The following is a 21,061-nucleotide window of genomic DNA, read 5'->3' on the forward strand; positions in this document are numbered from 1 at the left end:
GCTATTTCGACGGACTATCTCAAAGGTCTATCTCAAAAGGTTATGCTAAACGAATAAAGTAGAGGTAGTTGCTCTCAGAGACGGTGTGCTGCTCTAGCAGCTCGTGCCCTAAAAACTGACAAAACTTGGGCACATCTCGCGTGGTGGCTGGATCTGTGGCAATCACTTTGAGCACTTGGCCTGGGGTCATGTCGCGCACTTTGTTATGCATCAGCATAATCGGCTCTGGGCAGTAGAGTCCTGTGGTGTCCAATACCGCATCAACGTTGGGTAACGTACACGTATTATCAGCCATCAATATCCTCGATGTAGGAAACAGAAAGTATGATTAAAGTTATCATCGAACGGCGAATTATGCCCGGTCTTGAAGAAGAATTTGAGCAAGCAGCGCGAGAGGCAATGCGTGTTTCTCTAGGCGTAAGGGGCTTTATCAGTGGTGAAACATTGGTAGAACTGGGCCATACCGATCGCCGACTGATGATTACCAAATGGCGTGACCTCCGCGCTTGGAAGGAGTGGCACTCAAGCGAAGCGCGGGCAATGGCCATGCAGCGTATTTTACCGCTGTTAACCGAAGATGAAACTATCCGGATTTACGAGCCAAGCTATTAAACATGGGTTTCACTAGCATTAATCCCTAAGCCTTACATGCACCGTTACCTCTTCCCTATCGTGATAGAGGTGACGGCATGATACGTTGGCATGCACACCCGCTTTTTCCAGCGACTCTTCCAGCGCCGTTAGACAACGTGTCACCTCATCCCAGCGCTTTTTCATGGGCAACTTGAGGTTGAAGATCGCCTCTTTGCACCATTTACGAATCAGCCACCGCTCCACCATGGCTAGCACTCTCACTGGTTTATCAACAATGTCGCAGACCAGCCAGTCTAAGCGCTGTGGTGGCTCCCAGGTAAAGCCATCCTCTTTGAGATGATCAATCTGCCCAGTCTTCATCAACTGTGATTCCATCGGGCCATTATCGATGGCATACACGTACATGCCGCGCTGAATCAACTGCCACGTCCAACCTCCTGGGGCGGCCCCTAAGTCAGCTGCTTGCATATGCGGTGCTAGCCGCACATCCCACTCATCCCTAGGAATAAACTCGTGCCACGCCTCTTCCAACTTCAGCGTTGAGCGGCTAGGCGCACGGGAGGGGAAGCGCAGCCGCCGAATACCATTAATCAAATCACTACGATTGCCTGGGAAGCTCATCGCCAGCTGCACTTGATCACCGTCAGTCCAGAAAATATGTAAACGTCGTGCGCCCGCGCTGCGCCTTAACGCACCACGTTTTTTCAACATACTTTCCAGCGGCTTGGTAAGCGCCTTAATCAGCCCGGCCAGTGCTTTGCCATCGTTGGTATCCGGCGTTTCATGCCAAATCTCTTCAAAGCTCCAACGGCTGGCTTTGACCTGTTCCAAGATAGCGGTAAGACGATCGTCACGTGAAAGAGTGAGCGCAGGTAAAGCCGCTAAGCTCTGGCGCGCAAAAATCAGCTTTTTAAACGCTGCCTGGCGGTGTAAATCATTTACCGCTTCACCATCAACACGCGTTAAGCTTACCCACCCCTCACCATGAGATGACTCACAGGCGATGCCCTGTAATGCTGCGTGATGCTGTAGCTCTGTCAACGCATCACTCTCAAACCCAGGACGGCAGTAAACTAACCATGACGTAGGTACCGTTTCACTCACCACTTCACCTCGATTCCGCCCATCACAAACGGTGTGGGCTACCTAATTAATTGGGGCGCATCATAGCATTTATCCAGCGCTATTTATTTTCTTCCACACAAACAAAAACCCAGCCGATGGGCTGGGTTTCTTGTTAAATAAGTGCCTGACGATGACCTACTCTCGCATGGGGAGACCCCACACTACCATCGGCGCTAAGCGGTTTCACTTCTGAGTTCGGCAAGGGATCAGGTGGTTCACGCGTGCTATGGTCGTCAGGCGTAACTGTTAATGTACATCATGCTGACTAGCGTTTTTGCTATCTTGTGATCGTCTCATCGCCTGCCGCCCTGGCGTTATGTCGCTTGGGCCACACGCTGCGTATCCGGCGTTTAATGTTCGTCATCATTACGACCAGACCCCTTGGGTGTTATAGGGTCAAGCCTCACGGGCCATTAGTACACGTTAGCTCAACGCCTTGCAGCGCTTCCACACCGTGCCTATCAACCAGCTGGTCTCGCTGGGCCCTTCAGGAGGCTCTAGGCCTCAGGGATGTCTCATCTTGAAGGGGGCTTCCCGCTTAGATGCTTTCAGCGGTTATCCCGTCCGACCATAGCTACCCGGCAATGCCACTGGCGTGACAACCGGAACACCAGAGGGTCGTCCACTCCGGTCCTCTCGTACTAGGAGCAGCCCTTCTCAAACATCCAACGCCCACGGCAGATAGGGACCGAACTGTCTCACGACGTTCTAAACCCAGCTCGCGTACCACTTTAAATGGCGAACAGCCATACCCTTGGGACCGACTTCAGCCCCAGGATGTGATGAGCCGACATCGAGGTGCCAAACACCGCCGTCGATGTGAACTCTTGGGCGGTATCAGCCTGTTATCCCCGGAGTACCTTTTATCCGTTGAGCGATGGCCCTTCCATACAGAACCACCGGATCACTAGAACCTGCTTTCGCACCTGCTCGACGTGTCTGTCTCGCAGTCAAGCACCCTTATGCTCTTGCACTCAATGCACGATGTCCGACCGTGCTGAGGGTACCTTCGTGCTCCTCCGTTACTCTTTAGGAGGAGACCGCCCCAGTCAAACTACCCACCACACACTGTCCTCGATCCGGATAACGGACCTGAGTGAGAACGCCAATGATGCCAGGCTGGTATTTCAAGGTTGGCTCCCTCCGAACTGGCGTCCAGAGTTCAAAGCCTCCCAGCTATCCTACACAGGCAACATCAGCGTCCAGTGTGAAGCTATAGTAAAGGTTCACGGGGTCTTTCCGTCTAGCCGCGGGTACACCGCATCTTCACGGCGATTTCAATTTCACTGAGTCTCGGGTGGAGACAGCGTGGCCATCATTACGCCATTCGTGCAGGTCGGAACTTACCCGACAAGGAATTTCGCTACCTTAGGACCGTTATAGTTACGGCCGCCGTTTACCGGGGCTTCAATCAAGAGCTTCGCCTTGCGGCTAACACCATCATTTAACCTTCCGGCACCGGGCAGGCGTCACACCCTATACGTCCGCTTGCGCGTTAGCAGAGTGCTGTGTTTTTAATAAACAGTTGCAGCCACCTGGTATCTTCGACCGGTTCGGGCTAGGAGAGCAAGTCTCTTCACCCTATGCCGGCGTGCCTTCTCCCGAAGTTACGGCACCATTTTGCCTAGTTCCTTCACCCGAGTTCTCTCAAGCGCCTTGGGATTCTCACCCTGACCACCTGTGTCGGTTTGGGGTACGGTCGCACATGATCTGAAGCTTAGAGGCTTTTCCTGGAAGCGTGGCATCAGTGACTTCCTGACCGTGGTCAGTTCGTCTCGTGTCTCGGCTTTAAGACCCCGGATTTACCTAAGGTCTCGGCCTACTCACTTTCACCAGGACTACCAACGCCTGGCTCACCTAGCCTTCTTCGTCCCCCCATCGCAACCATGTCCGGTACGGGAATATTGACCCGTTTCCCATCGACTACGCCTTTCGGCCTCGCCTTAGGGGCCGACTCACTCTGCTCCGATTAGCGTCGAACAGAAACCCTTGGTCTTCCGGCGAGGGAGTTTTTCACTCCCTTTATCGTTACTCATGTCAGCATTCGCACTCGTGATACCTCCAGCGAACTTCTCAATTCACCTTCATTGGCTTACACGACGCTCCTCTACCGCTCATTCCTAAGAATGAACCCGTAGCTTCGGTACCTGGTTTAGCCCCGTTACATCTTCCGCGCAGGCCGACTCGACTAGTGAGCTATTACGCTTTCTTTAAAGGATGGCTGCTTCTAAGCCAACCTCCTAGCTGTCTGAGCCTTCCCACATCGTTTCCCACTTAACCAGGATTTCGGGACCTTAGCTGACGGTCTGGGTTGTTTCCCTTTTCACGACGGACGTTAGCACCCGCCGTGTGTCTCCCACGCTCTACTCACCGGTATTCGGAGTTTGCCTCGGGTTGGTAAGTCGGGATGACCCCCTAGCCGAAACAGTGCTCTACCCCCGGCGGTACTACGTGAGGCGCTACCTAAATAGCTTTCGAGGAGAACCAGCTATCTCCGAGCTTGATTAGCCTTTCACTCCGATCCACAAGTCATCCAAATCTTTTTCAACAGATCCTGGTTCGGGCCTCCAATTGATGTTACTCAATCTTCACCCTGCTCATGGATAGATCGCTCGGTTTCGGGTCTATATCCAGCGACTGTGTCGCCCAGTTAAGACTCGGTTTCCCTACGGCTCCCCTATACGGTTAACCTCGCCACTGAATATAAGTCGCTGACCCATTATACAAAAGGTACGCAGTCACAGAACAAGTCTGCTCCTACTGCTTGTACGCACACGGTTTCAGGATCTATTTCACTCCCCTCTCCGGGGTTCTTTTCGCCTTTCCCTCACGGTACTGGTTCACTATCGGTCAGCCAGGAGTATTTAGCCTTGGAGGATGGTCCCCCCGTCTTCAGTCAAGGTTTCTCGTGCCCCGACCTACTCGATTTCACATGATCAGATTTTCGACTACGGGGCTATCACCCGCTACGGCCACGCTTCCCAGCGTGTTCGCCTAATCAGTCTCATGCTTAAGGGCTGGTCCCCGTTCGCTCGCCGCTACTAGGGGAATCTCGGTTGATTTCTTTTCCTCAGGGTACTTAGATGTTTCAGTTCCCCTGGTTCGCCTCGTACACCTATGTATTCAGTGCACGATACTCATCTTATGATGAGTGGGTTTCCCCATTCAGAAATGCCGGGTCACAGGTTGTTGCCACCTCACCGAGCCTTATCGCAGGCTACCACGTCTTTCATCGCCTCTGGCTGCCTAGGCATCCACCGTGTGCGCTTCATTGCTTGACCCTATAACCCGAAGGAGTCTGGATGTCGCAATGATCACGTTTCATTTTGCCGGATACGCTTGAGACGTATCACAATTTAAGACCACTTCTTGCGAAGTGTTCTTGTCAGCATGATATACATTGTTAAAGAGCGACTGCTATAAGCAGTGATAAGCGTTCTTTCATATTAAAAAAGAAAAAGACCTTTAAGACCTTAAAAGCTATTTTTTCTTTTTAACGTGAAAAAAACAGAGCCACTTATCACTGCGTATCAACAGTATTCTGATCAGGTAATTCATTGTGGACGCTTACTGACTGTGACGCATCGTTTAAGGAGGTGATCCAGCCGCAGGTTCCCCTACGGCTACCTTGTTACGACTTCACCCCAGTCATGAACCACACCGTGGTGATCGCCCTCTTGCGTTAGGCTAACCACTTCTGGTGCAGTCCACTCCCATGGTGTGACGGGCGGTGTGTACAAGGCCCGGGAACGTATTCACCGTGACATTCTGATTCACGATTACTAGCGATTCCGACTTCACGGAGTCGAGTTGCAGACTCCGATCCGGACTGAGACCGGCTTTAAGGGATTCGCTGACTCTCGCGAGCTCGCAGCCCTTTGTACCGGCCATTGTAGCACGTGTGTAGCCCTACCCGTAAGGGCCATGATGACTTGACGTCGTCCCCACCTTCCTCCGGTTTGTCACCGGCAGTCTCCTTAGAGTTCCCGACATTACTCGCTGGCAAATAAGGACAAGGGTTGCGCTCGTTACGGGACTTAACCCAACATTTCACAACACGAGCTGACGACAGCCATGCAGCACCTGTCTTACAGTTCCCGAAGGCACACCAGAATCTCTTCCGGCTTCTGTAGATGTCAAGGGTAGGTAAGGTTCTTCGCGTTGCATCGAATTAAACCACATGCTCCACCGCTTGTGCGGGCCCCCGTCAATTCATTTGAGTTTTAACCTTGCGGCCGTACTCCCCAGGCGGTCGACTTATCGCGTTAACTTCGCCACAAAGTGCTCTAGGCACCCAACGGCTGGTCGACATCGTTTACGGCGTGGACTACCAGGGTATCTAATCCTGTTTGCTACCCACGCTTTCGCACCTCAGTGTCAGTGTCAGTCCAGAAGGCCGCCTTCGCCACTGGTATTCCTCCCGATCTCTACGCATTTCACCGCTACACCGGGAATTCTACCTTCCTCTCCTGCACTCTAGCCTGACAGTTCCGGATGCCGTTCCCAGGTTGAGCCCGGGGCTTTCACAACCGGCTTATCAAGCCACCTACGCGCGCTTTACGCCCAGTAATTCCGATTAACGCTTGCACCCTCCGTATTACCGCGGCTGCTGGCACGGAGTTAGCCGGTGCTTCTTCTGCGAGTGATGTCTTTCCTACCGGGTATTAACCGATAGGCGTTCTTCCTCGCTGAAAGTGCTTTACAACCCGAGGGCCTTCTTCACACACGCGGCATGGCTGGATCAGGGTTGCCCCCATTGTCCAATATTCCCCACTGCTGCCTCCCGTAGGAGTTCGGGCCGTGTCTCAGTCCCGATGTGGCTGATCATCCTCTCAGACCAGCTACGGATCGTTGCCTTGGTAAGCCATTACCTTACCAACTAGCTAATCCGACATAGGCTCATCCAATAGCGGGAGCCGAAGCCCCCTTTCTCCCGTAGGACGTATGCGGTATTAGCCTGGGTTTCCCCAGGTTATCCCCCACTATCGGGCAGATTCCTATGCATTACTCACCCGTCCGCCGCTCGTCAGCATCTAGCAAGCTAGATCTGTTACCGCTCGACTTGCATGTGTTAGGCCTGCCGCCAGCGTTCAATCTGAGCCATGATCAAACTCTTCAGTTTAAGATCTATGTGATCCTTACATGTCACCCGAAGGCAACAAAGCGGATCAAACTTGGCTCAAGGTTCAAACGAATTCATTCAAACTTACGTTTTCATGACCGCTTGCCTTGATATTGGGTGATTTGTCACCAACATCAGCAAGCGCCCACATGAATTACCTGATCAAATTGTTAAAGAGCTGTTTCGCTACGGTGGCTAGCTAATAAACTAACTGGGCCACTCGACTTGCCGTTGAACTGGCTTGCCTCAGCGAGGAAGGCGTATTCTACGCATTTCCTGGTGGTTGTCAAGGGCGTTGTTTTCGATGTAAAACTAACCACACCTAAAACCGCTAACTCATTGACAAACCGAAGCTTTTACACTTCATTCACCGCTGGTAACGCTTGGCGTCCCCGGCAGCGGATGCGTACTTTAAGGCCTGACTAATAAGATAGCAAGTAAAAGAAGTTATTGCGTATAAAAAAGCGGCAGAAGGCTACCCTTCTGCCGCAAACCACCGATCAGAACGCCTGATCAGAGAGTGCTCTTTTCACATTTTAGCCGTTAATTAAATTTCAAATCCCAGACCAAAATCTTCGCTGGAGATGGCCATCAGGCTTGCAGCACCTGCTTGTATCATCTGCGCATGGGCCTTGGTACGCGGCAATAGACGCTGATAATAGAAGCGAGCAGTATTCAATTTTGCAGCGTAGAAGGCCTTATCGTCACCTTCTAAAGAAATAGACGCCTGTTTGGCCGCGCGTGCAAATAGGTACGCCAGGGTGACATAGCCTGAATACATTAGGTAATCAACACTCGCCGCACCTACTTCCTCGCGGTCTTGCATTGCCTTCATCCCCACCCCATGGTCAGTTCGCCCCACTCTGCATTCAGCTTGGCGAGCGGCCCAACAAACTCTTTGAGTGCAGGGTTGTCGGCTTCAGCTTTACAGAACTTATGGATCTCTTTGGTGAATACCTTCAGCGATTCACCCTGACTCATTAGTACTTTACGGCCTAGCAGATCAAGCGCCTGGATACCGGTAGTACCTTCATAGAGTCGAGTAATGCGAGCATCGCGCACCAATTGCTCCATGCCCCACTCTTTAATGAAGCCATGACCACCGTAGATCTGTACGCCCTCGTTAGTGCTTTCAAAACCAACTTCGGTCAGGAAGGCTTTAACAATAGGCGTTAGCAAGCCAAGTAGGGTTTCAGCGTGATCTCGCTCTTCACCCGGCTCACCATGCTCCACCAAATCGAGCATTTGCGCGGTATAAAGCACCAACATACGCCCGCCTTCGGCGAAGGCTTTCTGGGTCAGCAGCATGCGGCGCACATCAGGGTGGACGATAATCGGATCAGCGGGCTTTTCAGGAGCCTGTTTGCCCGATAAGCCGCGCATCTGTAACCGGTCACGGGCATAGCTCAATGAATTCTGGAAACTGGCTTCAATCAACCCCAGCCCTTGAATCCCCACCCCAAGACGCGCAGCGTTCATCATGGTGAACATGCACGCCAGCCCTTTATTGGGCGGCCCTACCAAGTAGCCGGTTGCGTCGTCGAAGTTCATCACACAGGTGGCATTACCATGAATGCCCATTTTGTGCTCGAGCGAACCGCAGGTGACGCCATTACGCTCACCCACATTACCTTGGGCATCGGGCAAGAACTTAGGCACTACAAATAGCGAAATACCTTTAGAACCTTCCGGTGCGCCAGGCAGTTTTGCCAATACCAGGTGGACAATGTTTTCAGCCAGATTATGCTCACCGGCCGAGATAAAGATTTTGGTGCCAGTAATCGCATAGGCATCGCCATCAGCGGGCACTGCTCGCGTCTTGATCAATCCTAGGTCAGTGCCGCAGTGCGGTTCAGTTAGGCACATAGTGCCCGTCCATACCCCTTCTACCAGCTTGGTGAGATACGTCGCCTTCTGCTCATCGGTGCCATGATGGCGAAGTGCGTCTGCCGCACCATGAGAGAGCCCTGGGTACATGCCCCACGCCAAGTTAGTGGCGCAGATCATTTCCGACAACAGCATCGCCAATGAAGGCGGCAGCCCTTGACCACCATGAGCAGGATCGGCGGCCAGACTCGGCCACCCCCCCTCTACGTACTGCTGGTAGGCCTCTTTGAAACCGTTAGGCGCTTTGACCTCGCCCCCTTCCAGTAGGCACCCTTCTTCATCGCCACTCTGATTGATCGGCAGCAGTACATCGCGGGCGAAGCGTGCCCCCTCTTCCAAAATAGCGCTGACAACATCTGGCGATGCATCGTCACCGCTTGGCAGGCGCGCGTAGTGAGCGGGGTAGTCAAGCATCTCGTCCATAACGAAACGCATATCACGAATAGGGGCCTGATAGCTGGGCATCACACTTCTCCTAAGAAAGGGGGGGGTTGAAAGCCAAGCAACTCTTAATGGCAGAGAGCTTTCAAACACATGTTTGAAAATTAGCGCGAGCGCCCCTCAGAGTCAAGCGAGCGTTTGAATTTAGCCCAAAAACACTCTAGAACTTTGGTCGCCCAACCAGTAAACCCCTGGTGCAAATAATAAAAAAACTCGCCAACCAAAAGCCGGCGAGTCGTTTTATTTTTCTTTTACCTACTGGCCATCTAGTTACTGCATGCGAATGCCACCGTCTAAGCGGATCAGTTCGCCATTGAGCATGGGGTTGGTAATAATCTGCTCGGCTAATTGAGCAAACTCATCTGGCTTACCTAAACGCTTAGGAAAAGGTACCGCCGCCGCTAGTGCCTGGGCCGCCTCGTCAGGAATTTCACTCATCATCGGCGTTTCAAATACGCCAGGGGCGATGGCCATCACCCGAATAGCATGGCGCGACAATTCCCGCGCCGCTGGCAAGCTCATACCCACAACACCCCTTTAGAGGCACTATAAGCACACTGGCCTACCTGCCCATCAAAAGCAGCAATGGACGCAGTATTAATAATCACCCGCGCTCACCACTCTCATTCGGCGCGTTTTTAGCCATGGCGGCAGCCGCAAGGCGCATGACGTTAAAAGTGCCGACCAGATTGATATTGATCGTTTTCATATAGCTTTCTAAATCAGCCGGGTTGCCTTCACGATCAACCAGCTTGGCCACGCTAACCACACCCGCGCAGTGAACTACGCCTGAAAGCCCGTGCTCGCCACCCAGCGCTACCGCCGCATCTACGGCCTGCTGCATCTGTTCGCCTGACGTAATATCCGCCAGAATGGCGCGTGCGCTTGCCCCCAGCTGCTGGGCATGGGCATTGACACTGTCGTTTAAGTCGCATAACACGACGCGAGCGCCTGCAGCGACTAAGCGCTCAGCGGTAGCCGCCCCAAGACCAGAGGCAGCCCCGGTAATTAAAAGGTACTCTCCTTAACCTGCATTTCCGTATCCCTTTGGTCGTTATGTATGGTTGCTATATATCGTGGTGGGTTTATTCACTCGCTTTTTTATTCATTTGATTTGGCTACTCACTTGATGGGCTATTGACTTGCTTTGGCTTCTTCTACTGCCTGGGCACGTAATTTAAAGCGCTGAATCTTGCCGCTGGGGGTTTTAGGCAACTCATCGACAAACTCAATAATGCGCGGAAAAGCATGGGTCGAAAGCCGCTCGCGCACTCGCTGTTTGATTTCATCAGCCAGCTCGTCACTGGCTTCATAGCCTTCGCGGAGCACGATATACGACTTGATCACCTCGCCGCGGATCTCATCAGGCTGCCCCACTGCCGCCGATTCGGCGACTGCAGGATGCGTCATCACACTATTTTCAACGTCCGTTGGCCCCACCCGATAACCCGCGGTGGTAATAATATCGTCATCACACGCCGGCAAATTGAAAGGTACCGTCTTCATTGCGGATAACCACATCGCCCGTCAGGTAATAGCCTTCCACAAAGGGATTCTTCTCTTGCCAGGTGTAGCCCTGGAAGAAGTGTGCCGGGGAGTTCTTGATATCGACGGCGAGGACACCAGGCTCCCCGGCAGGCAGCTCTTTATACTCCGCGTCCAAAATTGCCAGTCGATAACCCGGCTCGGCACGCCCATTGCGCCCACATGCTTGAGATGGTCAAGGGCATGGTGGTTATTGCACGTCATGCCGGTTTCGGTCTGGCCGTAGTGATCCATAACCGGGCATCCCAACGACTTCTCAACCCAGGTCACTACTTCAGTATTTAGAGGTTCGCCCGCCGAGCTAGCCGCACGCAGCTCAAGCGTTTCATGGGCGTCATCAAATAGCCCTGACGCTTTCATTAGGCGGTAAGCGGTCGGCGCGGCAGCAAAATTGGTAATGTGGTGGCGCTTCATAAACGCCAGCGCCCCCTCGGCGCTAAATCCTGCCTCACAAAAATGCGTCGTCACACCAAGCAGTAAAGGCCCGGCAATCGCATAGTAGAGACCATAAGCCCAACCGGGATCGGCCATATTCCAGAAGCGGTCATCGTCACGCAGATCAATGGCCAGCTCCATATAGATCGCAAAAGCGGTCATCCCTGCCAGTGGAACGGCAACGCCTTTCGGCTTGCCCACGGTGCCAGAGGTAAACATTTGCAGAAATGGTGCTTCAGGCGCAAGCCTCGGCGGCTTGTCGCTCATTGACGTATGCGTCAACGCCGCCTGCCAGTCGTGATCATCGGCATGCTCACTGGTCGCCCCGCCCACCGCCAGTACCGGCGGGCATTGGCTAAGGCCATCGAATTTATAGCGGTTAGCGTGATCAGTAATCACCAACTTGGTGCCTGCACGCCCTAGCCGATAGTCCACCGCATCGGGGCCAAAGGCGGTAAACAGCGGCTGGTAGACCGCCCCAATACGCCAAGTGGCGAGCACTGCAATCAATAGCTGTGGTGACCGCGGCAGCATGCAGGCAATGCGGTCGCCTATACCCAACCCCTGGGATTCAAACCACCCTGCCAACTTTGCGCTTTGCTCGTCTAGCTCGGCGTAGCTCAAGGTATGCATATCACCTTGAGAGTCCTCTTGAACCAGCGCCAGCACATCGCCGCGGCCAGCGCGCACATGACGACCACAGCAGGCCTCAAAGGCATTTAGCAGGCCGTCCCGGTGGTCATCCAGACGGGCAAGAACGCGATCAACGGAAAAGTTATCGAGGTAGTGGTAATAGTCGGGCAGTGATTGTGATGTCGCTGTCATGATGGCTCTCTTGTGTTATTGGAAATGAGCTCGTAGTGAGAATAACCGCAAGCAGTGTTGTTATATTTATCCGTTGACGTTAACGTAAGCTAAAAGATAATAGCAACGCTAAAAGCAAACGACTCAGAGAGCAAGCACTGATATAAGCTGTAGCGTTAGACGTTGGTCGAGGCTGTTGTCAGAGTATTAAGCAGAGGTGGGCATAATCATGGCAACCAGCTCGTCAGCGAGGTCATCAGGCGAGCGTGGCCCGCTGGGGTCGTACCAGCGCACTGTCCAGTTCAGCGCCCCCAAAACAAAACGCGAGACAAGAAAGCGGTCGCCATGGATCAAGCCAGCTTCCAACGCATCGTCGATAACAGCGACCCACAGCGCCTCGTAAGCGTCACGCAAGTGGCTCAAATGAGCACTGGCCGCTGGGTCGAGTCGGCGCCACTCAAAGAGTGCCACCACATGGGCATTGCGATCGGTAAAGAGGGTTTCAAGATGGGCACGTGCCATAGCGCGCAGCCGAACTTCAGGCTCTGCAGCGCACTCGTCCAGCGCTTTTCGCGCAATCATCAAGGCATTTTGAGTGCCCTCTTCAATGACCGCAGCGAGGATTTCCTGCTTATCTTTAAAATGATGAAACAAGCTACCGGACTTAATACCCATTTCCTGCGCCAGCATTCGCACGGTCGTGCGATCAAAGCCCTCTTGGACGAATAGCTGAGCAGCGAGGCGCGTCAGTTCCTTGCGGCGAGGGGATGCATTCATTACATTCATGTCATTTACACTAGCGCTTGCTTGGTTACTCTGGAGAGAACCACAGCACCGCCTACGGGTCAACGTATCACCCACTACTCGTTATGATAATCACAATAAACTGAAGGAGATTGGCCATGAGCAACCCCACCGATGTTGTATTTCTCGCCGCCAAACGCACGCCGATGGGCGGCATGATGGGCAGCCTTGCAAGCATGACAGCGCCACAGCTTGGCGCAGTCGCCATCAAAGCGGCCATTGAAGAGGCGGGAATTGACCCAGCCCTGATCACCGAAGGCATTATGGGCTGTGTACTGCCCTGGTGTTAAGCAGGGCCCTGCGCGGCAAGCAATGCGCCAAGCGGGCATTCCTGATGCCAATGGCGCCACCACTATTAACAAGCTGTGCGGCTCGGGGATGAAAGCCACCATGCTTGCCCACGATTTAATCAAAGCGGGCAGTGGCGATATTTTGCTGGCTGGCGGCATGGAGTCCATGTCTAACGCCCCCCACGTGCTTACCAAGGCGCGGGGCGGCTATCGGCTGGGGCACGGCGAGCTTAAAGACCATATGTTTTTGGATGGGCTGGAAGACGCCGAAACGGGCAAACTAATGGGCGTGTTTGCCCAGGATGTGGCTACTGAGCGAGGCTACACGCGGGAGCGCCTGGATGATTTTGCTATTGCGTCCCTTGAGCGCGCCATGGCCGCCACCAACTCAGGCCACCTAAGCGCAGAGATCGCACCGGTGATGGTCACCTCTCGCCAGGGCGAAACCCTTGTCGAACACGATGAGCAGCCCTTCCAAGCTAAGCTCGACAAAATCCGCCAGTTGCGCCCCGCTTTTGCCAAAGACGGTACGATTACTGCCGCCAACGCCAGCTCAATTTCCGACGGCGCTTCGGCACTTATCTTGGCGAGTCAGGAAGCTGCAGATCAACAAGGTATTAAGCCGCTAGCGCGTATGCTAGGCCACACGACTCACTCGCGACACCCTAGTGAGTTCACCATCGCGCCAGTGGGTGCGATTGAAAAGCTGATGAAAAAGCTCGATTGGGGCGTGAATGACGTAGACCTATTCGAGATTAACGAAGCCTTTGCGGTGGTGACACTGATGGCCATGGATGACTTGGGCCTGCCCCACGACAAAGTCAATGTGTTTGGCGGCGCCTGCGCCCAAGGCCACCCGATTGGCTCTACCGGCTCACGCATCATCGCTACGCTAATTCATGCCCTACGTACCAAAGGCGGCAAACGCGGCATTGCCAGCTTATGCATTGGCGGTGGCGAAGCAACGGCTGTCGCCGTCGAGCTAGTTGATTAAGCTGCGCTATTACAAAATATAGCCTTTTGTGAAGCGCCCTGACCCTATTACCGCGCCAGGGCGCTGAGCCATACGGCGGCAAACAACCACCCCAGCCCCAACATGGGGAGCGACCAGCAATGAAACTCCTTCCAAATCCCAGGCTGGCGTGCCAAACGTAGCGCGATTAAATTCGCCATTGAGCCTACCGCCAAACCAAAGCCACCCACGCTAACGCCCCAAGCCAGCGGCTGCCACTCACTCTGCTGGGCAAGCAGTAGGGTCGCTGGCACGTTGGATACGACCTGTGAAAGGAGTACGCCAGCACTAACATCGCCACCCGGCCACTGGCGCATTGAATGTATAAACTGCTGAACAACGCTCAGCTCACCGATGACACTTAGATTTACGAACATCAATACAAACACTATCAGCAGTAGCCAATCAATACTGAATACCGCCCGTCGAGCCACCCATAGCATCGAAAGCAAAACGCCAGCCAGCGCCGATAGCACCCACCCCATGTCTACCGCGACCAGAAAAAGTGGATAGCCAATAAGCGCCGCCCATAACGGCGCCTTTCGGCGCTCAGCCGTCATCGCAGAAACTGCTTCCAAGTGTATTGACGCTTTCGGAAATGCCAAGGGAACAAAAAGTAAGAGCAACAGCATCAAGCCCCCCCCAAGCGGCAACATTACCCATAAAAAGTCGCCGAAGCGAATGCCTGAAAGCTGCCATAAATAGAGATTTTGCGGATTACCAATCGGGCTCAGCGATGAGCCTGCATTCACAGCCAGCGCCTCAAACACAATCAAGCGTTCAATCGGCAGTGTTGCCATTCCCGCCAGACTAAGCGTCAGTGGTACCACAATAAACAGCGCCACATCGTTAGTGACTATCGCCGAGAGAAGCCCCGAAAACAGAATCAAACCGACCGCAAGTCGGCGCTCACCACGCAGTAGAGCTAATAACTGACGACCCCAGAGCGTTAAATAACCACTCAGTTCTAACGCGCGACTGAGCAGCATTAGGCCGGTTAATACTACAAGGGTTGTCCAGTGAACCCGGTCAGCCATTTCACTCAGTGGTTGAGGCTCCAGCCAACACAAAACGACCCATAGGATACTCATTGAGAGCAGCATAGGGTCGTTCAGAAAACGCTGAAAAAACAAGCTAAAGGGTGTCACTAACCACTTTGTTGCTAACACGCTACATGACGCTCAGAGAAAATCGCATGATAGCGTTGTAAGCTCAGGAGTAAAGCTAAATTCCTTCATCCAGAATGCTAAGCCGAAGCCAATAATCCCGCCTGACGACGGGCTTGCTCATGGTCATCCGGTAAGGCGCCCTCTTGATGACTGAGCTGCTCCCATTCGGGATAGTCAGTTTGATTTTTATCAATACCAGACAAGCCTGGTTCAATGGCACTCTCCAACACACTAAATTGACCGGCATATTCACGCATCTGCAAAGCTTCTTGGGACAGCACCTCCGCGCTCTGGGCCGCCTGATTGACTAAGCGCATGGTGTCTTGGGTAGTGGTATCGATCTGAGCAACCGCGTGGTTGACCTCCTCAATGCCTCGCCGCTGCTCTTCAGAGGCATGGGTGATTTGCGTCATCAGCGTGTCCACATTCCTCGCTGCTTGCATGATCGCCCGTGTATGTTCACCAGCCTGCTGAGACAATATGCTGCCTTGCTGGACGCTCGCACTCGACGCTTCAATGCGTGAGCGAATATCACTGGCGGCACTGGCACTGCGCGTTGCCAGTGCACGCACCTCATTGGCGACCACCGCAAACCCACGCCCGTGCTCACCGGCACGCGCGGCTTCAACCGATGCATTGAGCGCTAAAATATTGGTTTGGAAAGCAATGCTTTCAATCATGCGAATAATGCTTTGAATCTCTTCGGAGTGACTATTTATCGCCTCCATGGTGGCGATAAACTGGGTAATCACCTCATCACCCTGCTGCGCTTTTTGAGACACATCTGCCGTTGACTGGTTAACATGCGCCGCACTTTCAGCATTCTGATTCACCGTGGCGGTTAGCTGTTCCAAGCTCGCTGCCATTTGCTGCAAAGCTGACACTTGAGTGTCGGTTTGGCTCGCCAAAAGCTGGTTCTGCTCAGTCATCTCCTGACTATTGCTATATACCTGCTGGCTGCTCGTATTAAGACGATTAACCGTGGCCGTCAGCGAGTGCTGCATCTTATCCAGCTCACTAAATAGCTGACCAATTTCGTTACTTGAGTGCGCCGTTACTGGCGCCGACAGGTCACCGTTAGCAATGCGCTGGAAGTGCCCAGTGATTTTCTTCAATGGACGAAGCACATTTTTACGCACGCCCCATACCACTACCGTCACTACCAACAGCGCAGCGCCAAGCGCTGTAATCACTCCCCAAAAAAGTAGCGATGAAACCTGCTCAAAGCGCATAAGCAAGGTGTTACCCCGCTGAGTGGAAGCGCCAATAAAAGCCTCAGCGCTTGCCACAAAGTGCTCGCTACTATCATCCACTCGCGACTCACCCGAGAAAAAGCCTGATATGTCGCGCTCTTCAAGCATCATCATCTGAAGATTGAGATTATTGTTAACAAATGATTGAAAGTTCGAAGCTAACTGTTCGACAAACGACTGCTGATCCTGATCAAAATCACTCGCTGTAAATTGAGTGAAGTTCTCGGACGCCTCATCAAGCAACCGCTGGGCTTCTTCTATCAGAGGGTCAGGTCGATCAAACGAAGGGGTACGAATTAACTCCGCTGCACGGTTCATCTGAATACGCGCACGCAACAGCTGGGTATAGGCGCTATTGAGCTGACTAATTTGTGCCATGTCCCGTTCATGAAGCGACGTAAATGCCTCACGACCAAAATGGTTGGCGAACAAACCCAGTGCGCCAATGACGACGACCAGGCCGCTAAAGGCCACTAATACAAGCGTCCAACTTGCCTTGACGCTTAAGTTATTAATCCATTTCATCTCGACCCGCCCCTTTCAGTAAGGTTAATCAGATGTGTGGAGAGGCAGCCAGAGCTGTAGGCGCCGACGAATCTCTAATAATGCCTGCTCATAAGCATCTGACTTGCCGATCAAGCGAGGGTCACGAATATCCCAGGATAGAACTTCGCCCGCCTCCCCTTGCCAATCGCGGCAGGCTTGCTGGGATTTGTCGCACAGCACAATGACAAAATCGAAGGTCTCGCTTTCAAACTCATCCAACGACTTACTGCGCAGGCCCTCGGTGGGAGCCCGTGTTTACGCAACGCTTCAAGTGTCAATGCATGGGGCTCATCCGGTTCAGAACCGGCACTAAACGCTTCAAAACGATCATCTGCCAAATGGCGAAGCAACGCCTCCCCATCAGAGACCGTGCAGAGTTAGCATTGCAGAGGAACAACACGCGGCGCTTCGTCATAAATAAACAGCCTCTTATGTAGTTAGTGGCTGTCACTCTACGCCGGGTTCATGACGGCAATATTGCAGGCACACAGTTGCCCTAGAAATATACGAAAAAACATATATGATGGAATCATCAAGCTATTAAGACCCAATCCGAGTAAACCGCGATGATCTCACTGACTGATTTTTCCGACCTGAATGATCTGCCTAATATAGACGCTGAATTCTTTGAACCGCCCAGCAGCGAACGGCTGAGGATTCCACATAGCACTGAACACGCACCTAAAATATTGCTGCTATACGGCTCTCTGCGTGAGCGCTCTTTCAGCCGGTTAGCGGTTGAGGAAGCCGCACATTTACTCAATGCCATGGGCGCAGAAACAAGAATCTTTGACCCCAGGGGGCTGCCGTTACCGGATGCAGAAGATGCCAGCCACCCCAAAGTCGATGAGCTACGCCAATTGGCCCAATGGGCAGAAGGGATGGTGTGGTGCTCCCCCGAACGTCACGGCGCAATGACCGGCATTATGAAGGCGCAAATAGATTGGATCCCCCTTGCCCTGGGTGGCGTCCGCCCTACTCAGGGCAAAACCTTGGCGGTAATGCAGGTCTGCGGCGGTTCGCAGTCCTTCAATACGGTCAATCAGCTACGCATCTTGGGGCGTTGGATGCGTATGCTGACGATTCCCAATCAGTCCTCGATACCCAAAGCCTTTCTGGAGTTTGATGATAAAGACCGGATGAAGCCTTCACCGTTTTATGACCGTATCGTGGATGTCATGGAAGAGCTGGTGAAATTCACTCTACTAGTGCGTGATCGCAGTGACGTGCTGACGGATCGTTATTCGGAGCGCAAAGAGAGCGCCGAAGAAGTCTCAAAGCGGGTTAATCAACGCGCCATCTAATCAGGAGCTTCACATGCCAGCACTGCAAGACAACGCCTCACCCTCTACCGCCGAAGGCATGGGATTTTTTGAGCGCTACCTCACGCTATGGGTAGCACTCGCCATTGTGGTAGGCATCTTAGTTGGGCAATTTATTCCAGCGGTACCGGAAACGCTGTCACGCTTTGAAGTGGCGCAGGTATCGATTCCGGTGGCGGTGCTCATTTGGGCGATGATATTCCCCATGATGGCGCAAATTGACTTCACCTCGCTACTGGGTGTGCGTCGTCAGCCCAAAGGTTTGATCATTACTACATCAGCGAACTGGTTGATCAAACCTTTCACTATGTTCGCCATCTCCTGGCTATTTCTGATGGTGATCTTTCGACCGTTTATTCCCGCCGAGCTAGCCAGCCAGTATTTAGCCGGTGCAATTCTGCTGGGCGCCGCGCCGTGTACCGCCATGGTGTTTGTGTGGAGCTACCTGACCCGCGGCGATGCCGCCTACACTCTGGTGCAAGTGGCGCTTAATGATCTAATTATGCTGTTCGCGTTTGCCCCTATCGTGGTCTTCCTACTGGGCATCTCCAATATTCAGGTGCCCTGGGACACCGTCGCACTATCAGTGATCCTATATATAGTGATTCCCCTGGCGGCGGGCTATATCACCCGGCAGAGCTTGATTAAAAAACGCGGCGCCGAATGGTACGACAATGTCTTTATGAAGCGCGTTGGCCCGATCACGCCGATTGGTTTGATCATTACCCTAGTGCTGCTGTTTGCCTTCCAGGGCGAGGTCATTCTGAATAATCCGCTGCATATCGTGCTGATCGCGATCCCGCTGATTATTCAGACCTTTTTGATCTTCTTTATTGCCTATGGCTGGGCTAAGGCCTGGAAGTTGCCGCACAATATTGCCGCCCCGGGGGCGATGATCGGCGCCAGCAACTTCTTTGAACTGGCGGTGGCAGCGGCTATCGCACTGTTTGGCTTACAGTCGGGCGCTGCGCTAGCCACTGTTGTCGGCGTATTGGTCGAAGTACCGCTGATGCTCGCGCTGGTAAGAATTGCAAACAAGACCCGCCATCATTTTCCGGCTACTGTTAATCATTAAATTTTGAGCTAGGTCACCAGGTCATCATGCCTGTAGCCATCCCAAGCATTGGGCTCAATAACGATTGGATAGGCCATGGGTAATGTGATTGATATAGATAGCAAAGCACTAGACTTTATCAAGCAGCGAGGCGGCATCCTTACCGTACGCCTTTCCCCAAGACATGGCTGCTGCGGTGGGCTTGCCAAGGTCGCCATTGCCGAGGCAAACCCACCCGCAGACTCTTCGCTTTACCAATGCCATCGCTACCAAAATATAACGCTGTTCATTGACCCGGCGCTTATAGGGCAAGGGTTAAGCTTAAACGTTGAGGGATGGTGGAAGCTTCGCCACCTGTATATGGAGGGTTCACCCTTGTTACAGCCTTAGCTAAGAAGACGGTAACAAGGGTTAATGGTACGCGCGGCTTTACGTACATGAGCATTTACGCGTGAGCGCTATCAATGGATTGCTGCAAATCGGCCAGCAGATCGTCGGCCTTTTCAATCCCGACCGACAAGCGCAGCAAATCCAGCGGAACTGGCGAGTCAGAACCTTCAATACTGGCACGGTGCTCAATCAAACTTTCTACACCGCCTAACGAAGTAGCCCGACACCAGAGCTGCGTTTTAGCGGCAACTGCAATAGCGGCTTTTTCTCCACCGGCTAAACGAATAGACAACATACCGCCGAAACCACTGCTCATTTGCTTTTGAGCCACGTCGTGGCCGGAAAAACTTTTTAAACCGGGGTATAACACCTCAATTACATGCGGATGCTGCTCCAGCTGTCCAGCAATATATAACGCACTTTGACAGCTTTCCCGCACCCGTAAAAACAAGGTTCGCATTCCACGTAGTAATTGAGCTGCATCAGTTGGGCCAGGAACTGCACCAGATTGGGCGCGAATGGCAACCAGACGCTGCCAGAAGGCGTTATCTTCCCGTGCAGCCAATACTCCGGAAATAACATCAGAGTGGCCGTTGAGGTATTTGGTGGCTGAATGCATCACGATATCAGCACCAAGGTTCAACGGTTTTGTTAGCAATGGTGTAGCAACAGTAGAGTCAACAGCAAGCAGGGCTCTGCAGTCTTTTGCTAAATCAGCTACTGCAGCAATATCGGTAACGGTCCAGAGCGGATTGCCAGGCGTTTCAAGCCAAATAAGTGTGGGTGCTTTTTCATCAATGGCAAGGCGTAATTCGTCCAGATTTGTAGTGTCCACAAAACGAACATTCAGCCCGCTATCGACACCAAAGGTCTGCAGCCATTTACGCAACGCCCAGTACATCACTTTAGGAGCGATGACTGAATCGCCGGGCTTTAACGCCTGAAAAACAGTTGTTGCCGCTGCCATACCCGAGGCGAATAAACGGGCATCAACCGCATTTTCCAGCTCTGCCAAGAGTATTTCTGCAGGTCGGTACGTTGGGTTGTCAGCTCTGGAATACACTCGACCGCTGCGATATTGATTATCGCTGTCTCGAAGGTAAGTCGTTGATGTATATACTGGCGGGATGATTACTCCATATTCGTGCTCAAGGTGACTACCGCCCTGAGCAAGGAGTGATTGAGACGAAAAAGGATGGTCTGTCATATAAACTCTCGCTTAAGTAAGCTCAATGCAAGATATATCACATATACCATAAACCAATCCA

At 52.8% G+C, this 21,061-nt stretch carries 10 protein-coding genes, 3 rRNA genes and 5 pseudogenes; 5 read left to right on the plus strand and 13 right to left on the minus strand.

Going from position 1 to position 21,061, the window contains the following annotated elements; translation table 11 throughout:
• Positions 1 to 40: 40 nt before the first annotated feature.
• A complete protein-coding gene (gene tusA / locus FDY98_RS21495; RefSeq protein WP_027958877.1) occupies positions 41 to 295 on the minus strand; it encodes a sulfurtransferase TusA in 255 nt (84 codons plus the stop codon).
• Positions 296 to 324: 29 nt separating this feature from the next.
• On the opposite strand from tusA, the gene FDY98_RS21500 reads away from it, so the two are divergent.
• Positions 325 to 612: an antibiotic biosynthesis monooxygenase family protein gene (locus FDY98_RS21500; protein ID WP_022522948.1), complete on the plus strand. Its 288-nt coding sequence runs from the start codon at positions 325 to 327 to the stop codon at positions 610 to 612.
• Between the two features lie 18 nt (positions 613 to 630).
• Here the strand turns inward: FDY98_RS21500 and rlmM are convergent, their stop codons facing one another.
• From rlmM to FDY98_RS21540, 8 genes and pseudogenes are all read right to left on the minus strand, one after another.
• Complete coding sequence (gene rlmM, locus FDY98_RS21505) at positions 631 to 1,701, minus strand: 23S rRNA (cytidine(2498)-2'-O)-methyltransferase RlmM (protein WP_027958876.1); 1,071 nt, start codon at positions 1,699 to 1,701, stop codon at positions 631 to 633.
• 140 nt (positions 1,702 to 1,841) lie between these two features.
• Positions 1,842 to 1,957, minus strand: a 5S ribosomal RNA gene (gene rrf / locus FDY98_RS21510).
• A gap of 154 nt (positions 1,958 to 2,111) precedes the next feature.
• Positions 2,112 to 5,000: ribosomal RNA gene (locus FDY98_RS21515) — 23S ribosomal RNA — on the minus strand.
• Positions 5,001 to 5,308: 308 nt separating this feature from the next.
• Positions 5,309 to 6,841 (minus strand): 16S ribosomal RNA (locus tag FDY98_RS21520).
• Together the 16S, 23S and 5S rRNA genes form the textbook arrangement of a ribosomal RNA operon.
• A 547-nt stretch (positions 6,842 to 7,388) precedes the next feature.
• Positions 7,389 to 9,193: pseudogene (locus FDY98_RS21525) on the minus strand (acyl-CoA dehydrogenase C-terminal domain-containing protein).
• A 246-nt stretch (positions 9,194 to 9,439) separates the two neighbouring features.
• Positions 9,440 to 10,178: pseudogene (locus FDY98_RS21530) on the minus strand (SDR family NAD(P)-dependent oxidoreductase).
• Positions 10,179 to 10,303: 125 nt separating this feature from the next.
• Positions 10,304 to 11,974: pseudogene (locus FDY98_RS21535) on the minus strand (AMP-binding protein).
• 186 nt (positions 11,975 to 12,160) lie between these two features.
• The gene (locus FDY98_RS21540; RefSeq protein WP_035537983.1) at positions 12,161 to 12,730 is read right to left on the minus strand and encodes a TetR/AcrR family transcriptional regulator; all 570 of its coding nucleotides are present in this window, start codon (positions 12,728 to 12,730) and stop codon (positions 12,161 to 12,163) included.
• A 125-nt stretch (positions 12,731 to 12,855) separates the two neighbouring features.
• Here FDY98_RS21540 and FDY98_RS21545 point away from each other — a divergent pair.
• Positions 12,856 to 14,041 (plus strand): annotated as a pseudogene (locus tag FDY98_RS21545) (acetyl-CoA C-acyltransferase).
• 47 nt (positions 14,042 to 14,088) lie between these two features.
• Here FDY98_RS21545 and FDY98_RS21550 read toward each other — a convergent pair.
• The 3 genes and pseudogenes from FDY98_RS21550 to FDY98_RS21560 all read right to left on the minus strand — a co-directional run bounded on the left by FDY98_RS21550 (position 14,089) and on the right by FDY98_RS21560 (position 17,442).
• Positions 14,089 to 15,150 carry an SLC13 family permease gene (locus FDY98_RS21550; RefSeq protein ID WP_340146929.1) on the minus strand — a complete coding sequence of 354 codons (1,062 nt, stop codon included), beginning with the start codon at positions 15,148 to 15,150 and terminating at the stop codon, positions 14,089 to 14,091.
• 155 nt (positions 15,151 to 15,305) lie between these two features.
• The gene (locus FDY98_RS21555; protein ID WP_009288029.1) at positions 15,306 to 17,006 is read right to left on the minus strand and encodes a methyl-accepting chemotaxis protein; all 1,701 of its coding nucleotides are present in this window, start codon (positions 17,004 to 17,006) and stop codon (positions 15,306 to 15,308) included.
• A gap of 24 nt (positions 17,007 to 17,030) precedes the next feature.
• Positions 17,031 to 17,442, minus strand: a pseudogene (locus FDY98_RS21560) (arsenate reductase ArsC).
• A 151-nt stretch (positions 17,443 to 17,593) separates the two neighbouring features.
• Here FDY98_RS21560 and arsH point away from each other — a divergent pair.
• From arsH to FDY98_RS21575, 3 genes are all read left to right on the plus strand, one after another.
• Entirely contained in the window at positions 17,594 to 18,331 is a 738-nt protein-coding gene (gene arsH / locus FDY98_RS21565; RefSeq protein ID WP_027958461.1) for an arsenical resistance protein ArsH, read from the plus strand.
• 13 nt (positions 18,332 to 18,344) lie between these two features.
• The gene (gene arsB / locus FDY98_RS21570) at positions 18,345 to 19,424 is read left to right on the plus strand and encodes an ACR3 family arsenite efflux transporter (RefSeq protein ID WP_027958460.1); all 1,080 of its coding nucleotides are present in this window, start codon (positions 18,345 to 18,347) and stop codon (positions 19,422 to 19,424) included.
• A gap of 75 nt (positions 19,425 to 19,499) precedes the next feature.
• Positions 19,500 to 19,793, plus strand: coding sequence for a CC/Se motif family (seleno)protein (locus tag FDY98_RS21575; protein ID WP_022522929.1), 294 nt, complete (start codon positions 19,500 to 19,502; stop codon positions 19,791 to 19,793).
• A gap of 55 nt (positions 19,794 to 19,848) precedes the next feature.
• Here FDY98_RS21575 and FDY98_RS21580 read toward each other — a convergent pair whose 3' ends face one another.
• Positions 19,849 to 21,000, minus strand: a complete 1,152-nt coding sequence (locus tag FDY98_RS21580; protein ID WP_009288026.1) for a trans-sulfuration enzyme family protein — start codon at positions 20,998 to 21,000, stop codon at positions 19,849 to 19,851.
• Positions 21,001 to 21,061 lie beyond the last annotated feature (61 nt).

Origin of the sequence: Halomonas sp. PA16-9, assembly GCF_009728585.1 — a bacterium.
GTDB classification, from domain to species: domain Bacteria; phylum Pseudomonadota; class Gammaproteobacteria; order Pseudomonadales; family Halomonadaceae; genus Vreelandella; species Vreelandella titanicae.